9 protein-coding genes are annotated in these 12717 nt (G+C 75.6%); 2 read left to right on the forward strand and 7 right to left on the reverse strand.

The window, feature by feature from the left end:
• Nucleotides 1–21 precede the first annotated feature (21 nt).
• The 4 genes from argC to BJ983_RS09335 form a co-directional block, all read right to left on the reverse strand.
• Complete coding sequence (gene argC / locus BJ983_RS09320; RefSeq protein WP_179797572.1) at nt 22–1053, reverse strand: N-acetyl-gamma-glutamyl-phosphate reductase; 1032 nt, start codon at nt 1051–1053, stop codon at nt 22–24.
• 34 nt (nt 1054–1087) lie between these two features.
• Nucleotides 1088–2956 (reverse strand): NAD(P)/FAD-dependent oxidoreductase, encoded by a 1869-nt coding sequence (locus BJ983_RS09325; protein ID WP_179793547.1) that lies wholly within the window; start codon nt 2954–2956, stop codon nt 1088–1090.
• Between the two features lie 225 nt (nt 2957–3181).
• Nucleotides 3182–4825, reverse strand: a complete 1644-nt coding sequence (locus BJ983_RS09330; RefSeq protein WP_179793548.1) for a class I adenylate-forming enzyme family protein — start codon at nt 4823–4825, stop codon at nt 3182–3184.
• 95 nt (nt 4826–4920) lie between these two features.
• Nucleotides 4921–5940 carry a DNA glycosylase AlkZ-like family protein gene (locus tag BJ983_RS09335; RefSeq protein WP_218890184.1) on the reverse strand — a complete coding sequence of 340 codons (1020 nt, stop codon included), beginning with the start codon at nt 5938–5940 and terminating at the stop codon, nt 4921–4923.
• 28 nt (nt 5941–5968) lie between these two features.
• Between BJ983_RS09335 and BJ983_RS09340 the strand changes: the two genes are divergently transcribed.
• A complete protein-coding gene (locus BJ983_RS09340) occupies nt 5969–7648 on the forward strand; it encodes an alpha-keto acid decarboxylase family protein (protein ID WP_179793550.1) in 1680 nt (559 codons plus the stop codon).
• On the opposite strand, the gene BJ983_RS09345 is transcribed toward BJ983_RS09340, so the two are convergent.
• Nucleotides 7627–8430, reverse strand: coding sequence for an alpha/beta hydrolase (locus BJ983_RS09345; protein WP_179793551.1), 804 nt, complete (start codon nt 8428–8430; stop codon nt 7627–7629). The genes BJ983_RS09340 and BJ983_RS09345 overlap by 22 nt on opposite strands.
• A 37-nt stretch (nt 8431–8467) precedes the next feature.
• On the opposite strand from BJ983_RS09345, the gene BJ983_RS09350 reads away from it, so the two are divergent.
• Nucleotides 8468–9034: a TetR family transcriptional regulator gene (locus tag BJ983_RS09350; protein WP_179793552.1), complete on the forward strand. Its 567-nt coding sequence runs from the start codon at nt 8468–8470 to the stop codon at nt 9032–9034.
• A gap of 52 nt (nt 9035–9086) precedes the next feature.
• On the opposite strand, the gene pheT is transcribed toward BJ983_RS09350, so the two are convergent.
• Nucleotides 9087–11597: a phenylalanine--tRNA ligase subunit beta gene (gene pheT / locus BJ983_RS09355; protein ID WP_179793553.1), complete on the reverse strand. Its 2511-nt coding sequence runs from the start codon at nt 11595–11597 to the stop codon at nt 9087–9089.
• A gap of 36 nt (nt 11598–11633) precedes the next feature.
• Complete coding sequence (gene pheS / locus BJ983_RS09360) at nt 11634–12701, reverse strand: phenylalanine--tRNA ligase subunit alpha (protein ID WP_179793554.1); 1068 nt, start codon at nt 12699–12701, stop codon at nt 11634–11636.
• Between the last annotated feature and the right edge of the window lie 16 nt (nt 12702–12717).

The raw sequence follows: 12717 nt of genomic DNA on the forward strand, positions 1-12717 counted from the left end.
CGGTGGACGGGGCGGGGACGGTCACGGGGCCAGCCCCGCGACGGGCAGACCCAGGGTCTCCTCGAGGCCCACGGCGACGTTCACGGACTGGAACGCCCCGCCCGCGGTGCCCTTCGTGAGGTTGTCGATCACCGCGGTGGCGACGAGGCGGCCCGCATCGGCGTCGACCTCGACCTGGATCTGCACCGCGTTCGACCCCAGGACGCTCTTCGTGGCGGGCTGGACGCCCTCGGGGAGCAGGTGGACGAACGGCTCGGTCTCGTAGGCCTTGGCGTACACCCGCCGGGCCTCCGCCGCGTCGATCGCGGGGTCGGCGAGCGGGGCGCTGACCACGGCGAGGATGCCGCGCGGCATCGGGGCGAGCACGGGGGTGAAGGAGACCCGGACCGCCCCCGCCCCCAGCCCCGACAGGTTCTGGACGATCTCGGGCGTGTGCCGATGGGCGCCGCCGACGCCGTAGGCCGCGGCCGAGCCCATCACCTCCGACCCGAGCAGGTGCGCCTTCGCCGCACGGCCCGCCCCGGAGGTGCCGGAGAACGCGACGACGCTGATCTCGGGGGCCACGATCCCACCGGCCACGGCGGGCAGGGCGGCGAGCGTGGCCGTGGTGGGATAGCAGCCCGGCACGGCGACCCGGCGGCTGCCCCGCAGCTCGTCGCGGGCGCCGGGGAGCTCGGGCAGCCCGTAGGGCCAGTGACCGGCGTGGTCCCCGCCGTACCAGCGGGCCCAGGCGGCCGCGTCGCGCAACCGGTGGTCGGCCCCGCAGTCGACCACCAGGACGTCGTCCGGGAGCCGGGCGGCGAGCTCGGCCGACCGACCGTGCGGCAGGGCCAGGAACACCACGTCGTGCCCCGCGAGGGCGTCGACCGTGGTGGCGACGATCGGGCGATCGGCCAGGGGGGTGAGGTGGGGCTGGTGGGCCCCGAGCAGACTGCCCGCGGAGTCCCCCGCGGTCAGCGCGCCGACCTCCACCTCGGGATGGCCCAGCGCGAGCCGCAGGAGCTCACCTCCGACGTAGCCGCTGGCTCCGGCCACCGCGATCCGCATACGTATGACTATGCACGATCACGGAATTCCATGCAACGGATCAGCGGAACCCGTGCCGCCCGGTGCTCAGCCAGGTCAGGGCGGGCTGGTCGCCGGTGGCGGGTGCCCGCATCCGGTCCTCGGCACCCACCCGGACGGGAACGGCGGCCGAGGGATGCGGTTCGCGCAGGGTGGGGCCGTCGACGACGGCCGGGTCGACGGCCCGGACCGGACCCGCCGTCGGGATCGCCCCGGTCGTCGGAGCCGGGGCGACGTCCGGGTCCCCGTCGCCGCGGCGCGGCGAGGGGGCGACCGCGCCCGTCGCCACCGGGTCCCGGCCGAGCACGGCGGCGGCGACCCAGTCCAGGACGATGCGCGCCTTGCGCTCCGCGGTCGGCATGGCCCAGAGGTGATAGGCACGGTGCAGCGCGTAGGCCGGCCACCCCATGAGGCGCACCCCGCGGATCTCGGCGACGCCGCGGCGGCGGCCGAGTCCGGCGACGACACCGGCCGACGCGTGCTGGTAGGGCTGCAGCGGGCGACCGCCCAGGTGGGCGACGACGTTGCCCGCGAGGACCCGCGCCTGCCGCACCGCGTGCTGGGCGGTCGGCGCGGTGAGCTGCTGCGGGTTCTCGTCGGCGAGCAGGGCCCCGCGGGCGAGGTCGGGCACCGCCGCGCCGTCCCCGGCGGCGAACACGTGGTTCCGGCCGATGACCTGCAGCATCGCCGTGCAGCGCACCTTGCCGGTGCGTTCCAGCGGCAGGTCGGTGCGCTCGAGCAGCGGGTGCGGCCGGGTCCCGGCCGCCACGACGACCGTGTCCGTCGGCACCACGGTGCCGTCCGCGAGCCGGATCACGCCGTCCTCGGCGGACACCAGGCCCGCGCCCACCCGGACCTCCACCCCGCGGCGGGCGAGCCTGCCGTGCACGCGCGCGGCGGTCGGCTCGGTCACCTCGGGCATGATCCGCCTCGCGGCCTCGACCAGCACCCAGCGCATCTCGTCGCGGTCGACGCCCACCTGGCGTCCGGCGCGGCGGGCGAGGTCCTCGAGCTCGCCGAGGGCCTCGACGCCCGCGAAGCCGCCCCCGACGACGACGAAGGTCAGCAGCCGCGCGCGGCGGGCGACCTCCTCGGCGGTGGTGGGGACGACGGAGGCGGCGGCGTCGAGCCGGGACAGCACGTGGTCGCGCAGCGCGGCCGCGTCGGACACGCTGCGGAAGGTCATCGCGCACTCGGCCAGGCCGGGCACGGGGAGCTCGCGCGCCACCGCGCCGGGGGCGAGGACGAGGACGTCGTAGGGAATCTCCTTCGACAGCCCGTCCGGCAGGGACACGACGGCACGACGGCGGGCGTCGTCGATCGCGACGACGGCGCCGGTGACGACGTCGCAGCGGTCGAGGACCCGGCGCAGCGACACGGTGAGGTGCCGGGGCGCGATCGAGCCGCCCGCCGCCTCGGGCAGGAACGGCTGGTAGGTCATGTGCGGCTGCGGGTCGACCACGGTGACCGAGCCGACCGGCGTCGACGCCCGGTCGCGGGCCCCGCTGCGCCGGCCGCGGTGGCGGCCGTCGCCGGACCGGCCGAGGCGGGCCTGCAGGGCGCGGGCGGCGACCAGCCCGACGTAGCCGCCGCCGACCACCAGGACCCGGGCCCCGGGCACGAAGTCGCCGGTGTCCGGGATGGTGCCGGACAGGGCGCCCGGTCCGCGCAGGACCGTGCCACCCGCGAGGGCCGCGCCCCCGGCGACGGCGGCGACGGCGAGGGCGGCGGCGAGCCACCACCCGAGGAGCCCGGCGGCCCACAGCGCGAGCACGGCCGCGGGACCGGCGAGCACGCCGAGCACCGCGAGCGTCCGGGTCGCCGCACGGGGACGGCGGCCGGTCGGGGACCACTGGGTGGGCACGTCGGGCGTGCCCGGGTACTGCGACATCGCGTGGGCTCCTGTCGGGGGCAGGACGACGGCGGACGTCCACCGACCGGGCGGACCCGGGGGGAGCCGGTGGACGGGTGCTCACGCTAGGCACACGGACGCTCGCGCAGCGCGGACCTGAGAGCGCCGGCGGACGACACCGCCCGACGCCGCCCGCCCCGCGCTCAAGGGCGCCGGATTGCTCCGCGTGGACCAACGTCCTGCCGCGAACGCGACCGACTGCTCTCAGGAACCGCCGTCGGACCAGGCCGGACCGTCGGTCGCGCCGAGCAGCGCGTCACGGAGATCCCGCTTGAGGACCTTGCCCGCCGCCGACGTCGGCAGCGCGTCCACCACGAAGATCCGCCGGAGTCGCTCGTACGGCCGGACGGCCCCGTTGATCGCCGTGGCCACCTCCGCCACGACCGCCGGGTCCGAGCCCGGGGACAGGACCACCGCCGCCGTCGGGGACTCCCCCACCGCCTCGTCGGGCAGACCGACCACCGCCGCCGTCAGGACCTCCGGGCGGGCGACGAGGAGCTCCTCGAGCTCGCGCGGGTACACGTTGTAGCCCTTGAACAGCAGCATGTCCTTGACGCGGTCCACCACCGACACGAGGCCGTGGTCGTCGACGATGCCGATGTCGCCCGTGCGCAGCCAGCCGTCGACGAGCGCGTCGGCGGTCTCGTCGGGCCGCTCGTGGTAGCAGCGCATCACCTGGGGGCCCCGCGCCCAGATCTCGCCCCGCTCCCCCACCGCGACCGGCTCGTCCCCCGGCCGTCCGGAGCCGACCTCGAGCAGCGTGAGCTCGGTGTCCGCGATCGGGACGCCCACGGTGCCGATCCGCCGGTGCGCCGAGCGGGCCGAGGGCGAGGTGCAGAGCGCCATGGTCGCTTCGGTGAGCCCGTAGCCCTCGAGGACGATGGCGTCCGGCATGAGCGCGGCGATCCGTTCGGCCTGCGCGACGGCCATGGGGCTGGCGCCGGAGGTCACGGAGCGGACGCTGGACAGGTCGCGGCTCCGGGCGTCGGGGTGGGCGAGCAGCGCGTGGTACATCGCGGGCGCCCCGGACAGGGTGGTCGCGCGGTGGCGTTCGACGTCGGCGAGGTAGGCGGCCGGGTCGAAGCGGTCCTGGACGACGGCGGTGGCCCCGGCGACGAACCCGATGGTCAGGCCGTTGCACCCCATGGCGTGGAACCACGGCGCGACGGCGATCGACACGCCCTCCCCGAGGCGGACGGGGTGCTCCTCGGGCGGCGAGGTCTGCTCGACGGTGATCCCGCCCCGCACGTCGGGGACCGGGACCGACCCCGAGCCGGAGGCCGTGTACTGCAGGACGTTGGCCACGACGTTGGCGTGGGTGAGCTCCACGCCCTTGGACCGGCCGGTCGTGCCGCCGGTGTACGCGAGGTGGGCCAGGGCGACCGTGGGGTCGAGCTCGACGTCGGGCGGGGCGTCGGTGGGGCTGGTGGGCAGGTCGAGCCGGCGTCCGTCGGTCCCGATGACGCCGGGGAGCGTGGTGTCGCGACTGATCACCGCGGTCGCCCCGGCGTCCTCGAGCTGGGCGCGCAGGAGCTCCGGCGGCAGGGCCGGGCTCGCCAGCGCGACGGTGGCCCCGGCCAGCAGGATCCCGTGGTACGCGACCGGCCAGACCAGGCAGTTCGGCAGGTGCAGCCCCACCACGTCACCCGGGCGGATGCCGCGCCCGATCAGGGCGTGGGCGACGGCGCACGCCTCGGACCACAGCTCGCGGAAGCTCAGCGACTCGTCGTGGTGGACCAGCGCGGCGCGGTCGCCGAAGCGCCGGGCGGCCCCGTCGAGGAGGGCCCCGACCGGGACCACGGGGAGGTCGATGGAGATCGGGGAGCGCAACGTCGAGCCCGTCGTCATGGTCGGGGAGTCTGCTCCTCCACGGAGTGGATTTCCTGTCACTGGACCTGCCGGCAGTCGAGGGGAGCACGCCGATAGGGCTTTGCTGTCACGGGTCAGAACAGCTCGCGCTCCACCCGGCGGTTGCGGCCGGTGCCCTTCCACGCCCACGTGCCCACCACCCGGCCGTCGCGCACGACGGTCGGCCGGAAGACGCCGTTGTTGCCGGGGCAGATGCGGTCGGCGTGCTCGGCGTCGAGGACCTGGGTGCGGTCGGCGTAGCCGAGGACGAACTCGTCGAAGCCGGGCAGCAGGAGCTCGTCGGGCATGTCGGCGGCGGCCAGCCGGTCCGGGGTCTCCGGGTCGTGGAGCAGGCCGTCGGTCTCGGCCAGGTCCGGTCGGGCGCCCTCGATCGCGGTGGTGACGTCGGCGGCGGGCAGCCCGGTCCAGCGGGCGAAGTCCCTGCGGCCGGCCGGGCCGTGCGAGCGGAAGAACCGGCGCGCCCACTCGACCAGGGCCTCGTCGCGCCCGAGCCGCCGCGGCTCCGGCACCCATTCGTCGAGCAGGACGAACGCCTGCTCCCTGGTGGATGGTCGAGCTCCGCTGCGCTCCGTCTCCGGCGGCGAGGCGAACGGACCCTGGACGAGCAGTCCACGCTGGCAGAGCACGCTCAGCGCGTGGTAGGCGCGGGACGAGGTGAGGTCCAGCCCGGCCTCGGCCCAGCACTCGCTCATCTCGGCGCGGGTCCGACGTCCGCCGCCGCGCAGCACCTCGACCGCGACCTCCCCGGCCCGGTCGAGGGTCTCCTCGGCCAGCCCGAGACCCGCCCGGCGCTGGGCCGCGGCGGCGAGCGGCCGGGGCGTCCCCAGCGGCAGCATCCAGGCCAGGTCCTCGGCCGCCACCACGTGCAACGTCCCGCGCATCGGCCACGAGCGGACGATCGACCCGTCGTCGAACGCCCGTCGCACCGCGTCGACGTCGCCGGCGTCGGTCCGCAGCGCGATCGACTGCAGCACACCGGGCAGGTCCTGGCCCTGCGCGCACCCGAGCCACGCCGCCGCGGCGCCAGGTGACGGACACCGTTCCCCCACGAGGCGCAGTGCGGCCAGCCGCTGCCGCCCGAGCGTGTTCTCCACGGCCCGGATCCTGGCAGCATCACCGGCCATGACCTACTGCGTCGCCGACTACCTGGCCGACCGCCTCGCGGAGGTCGGGGTCGAGCACGTCTTCGGGGTGCCCGGGGACTACAACCTGGCGATGCTCGACCACGTCGTCGGTCACGAGCGGCTGCAGTGGGTCGGGTGCGCCAACGAGCTCGACGCCGGGTACGCCGCCGACGGGTACGGGCGGCTGCGCGGGATGGCGGCGCTCGCCACGGCGTTCGGGGTCGGCGAGCTGTCGGCGATCAACGCGGTGGCGGGGAGCTTCGCCGAGCACGTGCCGGTGGTGCACGTCGTCGGGGCGCCCTCGACCGACCACCAGTCGGCCCACCGGATGGTGCACCACTCGCTCGGTGACGGCGTCTTCACCCACTTCATGACGATGCACGAGGGCATCACCTGCGCCCGCGCGGCCCTCACCGTCGACACGGCGCGGGCGGAGATCGACCGCGTCCTCGTCGAGGTGCGCGACCGGCACCTCCCCGGCTACCTCCTCATCCCGACCGACGTGTCCGCCGCCGCCGTCGACCCGCCGTCGGGAACGCTCCCCGCGCCGGTGGACCACACCGACCCCGAGGCCCTCGAGGGCTTCGTCGAGAGCGCGCGGGCCCTGCTGGAGAAGGCCGGCTCGGTGGACCGTGTCGGGGTGCTCGCAGGGCTGCTCACCCATCGCGTCGGCGGCCGCGAGGTGCTGCGCGAGCTGCTCGACGCCGGACCGCTCCCCCACGCCACCGACGTCTGGTCGAAGAGCCTGGTCGACGAGAGCGTCGACCACTTCGTGGGCACCTACGCCGGCGCCGCGAGCGCCGAGGAGGTCCGGACGGCGGTGGAGGACGCCGCCGCGCTCATCGTCGCGGGCGTCTACTTCACCGACCTGACCAGCGGGTTCTTCACCCAACGGATCACGCGGTCGCGGACGATCGAGCTCGGGGCGCGGACGGCGAGCGTCGGGGCCGCGACCTTCGCGCCGATCGAGCTGCCGACCGCCCTCGCCGCCCTCGTGCCGCTGGTGCGCGACCTCGCGGCGCAGGGCGGAGCGATGGCGCCCCGGCCGGGAGCGGCGCCGACGCTGCCCGCGGTGGACGCCGACGAGCCGCTCTCCCAGGACGTGCTGTGGGCGGAGATCGCGGGGTTCCTGCAGGAGGGGGACCTGGTGCTCGCCGACCAGGGGACGTCGTTCTACGGAGCGTCCACCCACCGGCTGCCGCGCGGCGTGGACTTCCTCGGTCAGCCGCTGTGGGCCTCGATCGGCTACACGCTGCCCGCGACGCTCGGGGCCTGCCTCGCGCAGCCGGACTCGCGTGGGGTCCTGCTCATCGGCGACGGTGCGGCCCAGCTGACGGTGGCCGAGCTCGGCACGATCGTCCGCGAGGGGCTCGCACCCGTGATCGTGGTCGTCGACAACGACGGCTACACCGTCGAGCGGGCGATCCACGGGCCGACCGAGCCCTACAACGACATCACCCGCTGGGACTGGACGGCCGCCCCGGCCATGTTCGCCCCCGGCGGCGGCGCGACGGCCTGCCGGGCGGGGACCGTGGGCGAGCTGCGGGCCGCCCTGCGCGTCGCCCGGGAGGACCCGACGACGACGGCCATCGTGCAGGCCGTGGTACCGCGCGACGACGTGCCGCAGCTGCTCGCCGACCTCACGAAGGCGCTGGGTCAGGCCAACTCCAGCTCCTGAGCGAGGAACTCCACGGTCATCGCGTCGACCTGGCGCGCGGCGTCGGTCTGCGGCGCGGGCTCGACGCCCGGCTCCTCGGCCAGCGCGTGTCCCATGTCGTTGACGACCCGCAGCTCGGCCCGGGCGCCCTGTTCGCGGAGCATGTCGCGGAGGCGACCGGCAGGGTAGAGGAACGCGTCGAGGTCGTCGTCCCCGCCGACGATGCACCGCACCGACGTGGTGCCGAACTCGTGCGAGCGCCACACCAGGTCCATCCGGTCGGCCACGGCCTCGGACTCCGGCGTCCAGCGGTAATCCATCCCGAACTGCCGCGCCAGCAGGTCGACCACCGGCCGCAGCTGGACCAGCGGGCTGATCAGCACGGCCGCACGCGCTGCCACGACCTTCCCGACGACGGCTCCTCCCGCGACACCCGCGCCCGCCGAACCGCCGACCACGGCGACGGGACCGTCGGCGATGCCGTGCCGGCCCCGGACCTCGTCGAGCAGCGCGGGGAGCTCGGCCACCGCCTCGGCGTTGATGCGGCCGTGCAGGTTGAGCACCGGCTCCTCGAAGCCGAGCCGCATGACCTCCTCGCCGCCCGGGGAGCGTTCGCCGCTGAGCGGCAGGCCGGGATAGAGCTTCCACACGTCGAGCCCGGCGAGCGGCAGCGCCGCGGCGAAGGCCCGCTCGGTCCGCGGGGCGTCCATGAGGTGCCAGGCGATCACGAGCGGGGCGTCGGCGGCCCCGGTCGAGGGGGGCTCGAGCACGTACGGGACGCCCGCGGCGGAGGTACTGTACATAGTCCAATGGTAGCTGGACGCTGTACAGTTGGGAAGCATGAGGACCCCCGGACAACGGGCCGGACTGAGCCGACCCGCCGTCGTGACCGCCGCCCGCGCGGTCCTCGACGAGGGCGCATCGTTCTCCATGCGGGCCGTGGCCGGGCGGCTGGGGGTCGCCCCCAACGCGCTCTACAGCCACGTCGACGGCCGCGACGGACTGCTGGACGCCGTGCTCGACGACCTGCTCGGGGCACTGCCCTCCCCGGCGAACCGCGATCCGCGCGCCGGGCTCGTGTCGCTCATGACCGCCACGCACGACCTGCTGCTCGACCACCCGCGGCTGGTGCCGCACTTCGTCGCCCGGCAGGGATCGCGCGGCCCGAACGCGACGCGGCTCGGCGAGACCATGCGCGCCTGTCTGGCCGCCGCGGGGGTGGACGACCCGGCCGCCCAGGACACCGCGATCCGGGTGCTCGTCGTGCACGCGATCGGCAACGCCGCCCTGGGGGTGGCCGCCGACGGCGCCCCGCTGCCGGCGGACACCCTGCGCGCGACGTACGCGGCCGGGCTGTCGTGGCTGGTGGACGGCGCGCTGGGTGCCGTCCGATCCCGTCCGGCGTGAGGGGAACCCTCGAGCGCTCTGATGGCACGAAGGTTCCCCTCACGCGGGGTGGTCAGGCCCGGAGCGTGGCCCCGTGGCGTTCGCCGGCCAGCGCGATCGCCGCGTCGCGGGCCGCGCCCGCCTCCTCGAGGGTGAGCGTCCGGTCGGGGGCGCGCAGGCGCAGCGCGAACGCGAGCGAGCGCCGGCCCTCCCCCACCTGGGCACCGGAGTAGACGTCGAAGAGCCGCACGTCCTCGATCAGCTCCCCGCCGCCCTCGACGAGCGCCGCACCGATCGCGGCGGTCGGCACGTCCACCGGCGCCACCAGCGCGACGTCGAGCAGCACCGGCGGGAAGGCCGACACCTCGGGGCGCGCGAGCACCTCGTGCACCGGCAGGCGGTCGAGCTCGAGCTCCATCGCGCACGTGCGCGGCGGCAGACCGAGGGTCTCGAGGACCTTCGGGTGCAGCTCGCCGGCGTGCCCGACGAGGACGCCGTCGACGTGCAGGGCCGCACACCGCCCCGGGTGCCAGGGGGCGTGCCGGTCGTTCGACACCGACGGGGTCGCGCCGTAGACCGCGGCGACGGTGCGGGCGGCGTCGATCGCGTCCGCCCACGTCGCGGGCCGTCCCTCGCCCCACCAGCCCTTGGGCTCCCACGCGCCGGTGAGCACGGCCCCGACCCGCAGGGGCTGCGCCGGCAGGGCCTCGAGCAGGGCCGCGATCTCCGCGTCGGTCGGTCGACCCGCGGTCCCGACGACGGGTGCCGCGGCGGGCGTCCCGTCGGGGCGCGCCACCTGGCCCACGTGGAAGAGGGCGAGGTCGCGCAGGCCGCGCGAGACGTTCCGGACGACGGCGTCGAGCAGCCCCGGCAGGAGGGTCGTCGCCATGAGCGAGCGGTCCGCGTCCAGCGGGTTCGCGAGCCGGACCGCCGTGCGGCGCGGGTCGTCGGCGTCGAGCCCGAAGGCGTCGAGCACGGTCGGCGCCATGAACGGGGAGGGCAGCACCTCCTGGTACCCGGCGTCGGCGAGCGCGTGCGAGACCTGGCGCCGGCGGCGCTGCGCCATCGTCAGCCCGGTGCCGCCCGCGAACTCCGGCAGCACCGACGGGATCACGTCGTAGCCCTCGAGGCGCAGGACCTCCTCGACGAGGTCGGCCGGGCGGGTCAGGTCGGGGCGCCAGGTCGGCGGGACGACCGAGACCCCGTCGCCGCCGACCTCGACGGCGCAGCCCACCTGCACGAGGCGTCGCACGCTCGCGCCCCGCGGGTAGGTGACACCGGCGACGCGGTCGGGCAGGTCGAGCGGCATCGTGATCGTCGGGGTCGGCTCCTCGGTGCCCTCCGCGAACGGGCCGACGTCGGTGACGCCCCCGTCGACGGTGGCGCCCCCGTGGTGCGCGAGCAGGGCCGCGGCCCGGTCGGTCGCGGCGCGCGCCACGGCCGGGTCGACCGCCCGCTCGAACCGGCGGGCCGCCTCGCTGGGCAGCTTGTGCCGCCGCGCGGCGCGCGCCACCGACGCGGGGTCCCAGGTCGCCGCCTCGAGCAGCACGTCGGTGGTCGACGGGGTGACCTCGGTGGACGCCCCGCCCATCACGCCCGCGAGGCCGATCGGCCCGGACGCGTCGCACACCACGACGTCGTCGGGGTCGAGCGCGCGGCTGACGTCGTCGAGGGTGGTGAGCTTCTCGTCGGCGCGCGCCCGGCGCACCACGACGTCGCCGCGGATCCGCGCGGCGTCGTAGGCGTGCATCGGCTGGCCGAGCTCGAGCATCACGTAGTTGGTCACGTCGACCGCGAGCGAGATCGGGCGGATGCCTGCGAGCAGCAGCCGTCGGGTCATCCACCACGGCGACGGCGCGGTGGGGTCGAGCCCGGTGACACGGCGGGCGACGAACCGGCGGCAGCCCGAGGCCGGCTCGACCGTGACCGGGTAGCCGGCCTCCCCCGACGTCGGGACGCCCTGGTCGATGGCCGCCGGGTCACCGAAGGGGGCGTCGTAGGCGTTGGCGAGCTCGCGGCCCATCCCACGGATCGAGAGCGCGTACCCGCGGTCGGGGTTCACCGCGACGTCGAGCACGGCCTCGGCGGAGCCGTCCGCCAGGCCGAGCAGCGGCGCGGCGTCGGTGCCCGGCTCGGCGGTGTCCGGCGGGAGCACGAGGATGCCCGCGTGGTCGTCGCCGAGGCCGAGCTCGTCGAGGGCACAGAGCATCCCGTCGGAGACCCGCCCGTAGGTCTTCCGCGCGGCGATCGCGAAGTCGCCGGGCAGCGTCGTGCCGGGCAGGGCCGCGACGACGAGGTCGCCGACGGCGAAGTTGGTGGCGCCGCAGACGATGCCCTGCGGCTGCTCCGGGTCTCTCCCGCGCGTCCCGACGTCGACCCGGCAGAACCGGATCGGCTTCTTGAACTCGGTGAGCTCCTCGATCTCGAGGACCTTCCCGACGACGAGCGGGCCGGGCACCGCCTCGAGCTGCTCGACGTCCTCGACCTCGAACCCGACGCGGATCAGCGCCTCCGCGAGGTCCTCGGCCGAGGGGTGCCCGGACAGACCGACGTGCTCGGTGAGCCACGAGACGGGGGCGCGCACGGGAGAATCAGACCTTCCGGTGTCTGGCGGGACGGATCAGGGCTCGACGGTGAACGCGCTGGTGAAGCGGACGTCGCCCTCCACCATGTCGCGCATGTCGGGCAGTCCGTTGCGGAACATCAGCGTGCGCTCGAGGCCCATGCCGAACGCGAAGCCGGAGTAGACGTCCGGGTCGACGCCGCAGGCCTCGAGGACGTTGGGGTCGACCATGCCGCAGCCGCCCCACTCGACCCATCCGGCGCCGCCCTTCTTCTGCGGGAACCAGACGTCGGGCTCGGCCGAGGGCTCGGTGAACGGGAAGTAGGACGGACGCATCCGGATGCGGGAGTCCGGCCCGAACATGGCGCGGGCGAACGCGTCGAGGGTGCCCTTGAGGTGGGCCATGGTCAGGCCCTTGTCGACGGCGAGGCCCTCGATCTGGTGGAAGACCGGGGTGTGGGTCGCGTCGAGCTCGTCGGTGCGGAACGTGCGGCCCGGGCACACCACGTACACCGGCAGGTCCCGCTCGAGCAGGGTGCGGATCTGCACGGGCGAGGTGTGGGTGCGCAGCACCTGCTTCGCCTCGGGCGGCTGGACGTGGAAGGTGTCCTGCATCGTGCGCGCCGGGTGGTCGGGCAGGAAGTTCAGCGCGTCGAAGTTGAACCACTCCGACTCGACCTCGGGTCCCTCGGCGACCTCCCAGCCCATCGCCACGAAGACGTCGGCGATCCGCTCGGAGGTCTGGGTGAGCGGGTGCCGGCTGCCGCGGGCGTGGCGGGTCGTCGGCAGGGTGACGTCGACGGCCTCCTCGCCCAGCACCCGGTCGTCGCGCTCGGCGAGCAGGACGGCGTGCCGCTCGTCGTAGGCGCTCTGCACCGCGAGGCGGGCCTCGTTGACGCGCTTGCCGGCGTCGGCCTTCGCCTGCGGCGGCAGGGCCCCGATCTCACGGCGGGCCAGCAGCACCGGCGAGCGGTCGCCCAGGTGCGCGGGCTTCAGCGCGGTGAGCGCGTCGAGCGTGGTGGCGCCCGCGAAGGCACTGGTCGCCTCGTCGCGCGCGGCCTCGAGCGACTCGGCGGCCAGCGCGGAGACCTGCTTCGGGTCGAACGAGTCGTTGGTGCCGGACATGCTCGGCGGACGCTCC

Origin of the sequence: Actinomycetospora corticicola, from assembly GCF_013409505.1 — a bacterium.
Taxonomy (GTDB): domain Bacteria; phylum Actinomycetota; class Actinomycetes; order Mycobacteriales; family Pseudonocardiaceae; genus Actinomycetospora; species Actinomycetospora corticicola.

Coding starts and splice junctions, on each gene's coding strand:
- BJ983_RS09330 (WP_179793548.1), bottom strand. CDS start 4,825: ATGACGACGGGCTCGACGTTGCGCTCCCCGATCTCCATCGACCTCCCC.
- pheS (WP_179793554.1), bottom strand. CDS start 12,701: ATGTCCGGCACCAACGACTCGTTCGACCCGAAGCAGGTCTCCGCGCTG.
- BJ983_RS09340 (WP_179793550.1), top strand. CDS start 5,969: ATGACCTACTGCGTCGCCGACTACCTGGCCGACCGCCTCGCGGAGGTC.
- BJ983_RS09350 (WP_179793552.1), top strand. CDS start 8,468: ATGAGGACCCCCGGACAACGGGCCGGACTGAGCCGACCCGCCGTCGTG.
- BJ983_RS09325 (WP_179793547.1), bottom strand. CDS start 2,956: ATGTCGCAGTACCCGGGCACGCCCGACGTGCCCACCCAGTGGTCCCCG.
- BJ983_RS09345 (WP_179793551.1), bottom strand. CDS start 8,430: ATGTACAGTACCTCCGCCGCGGGCGTCCCGTACGTGCTCGAGCCCCCC.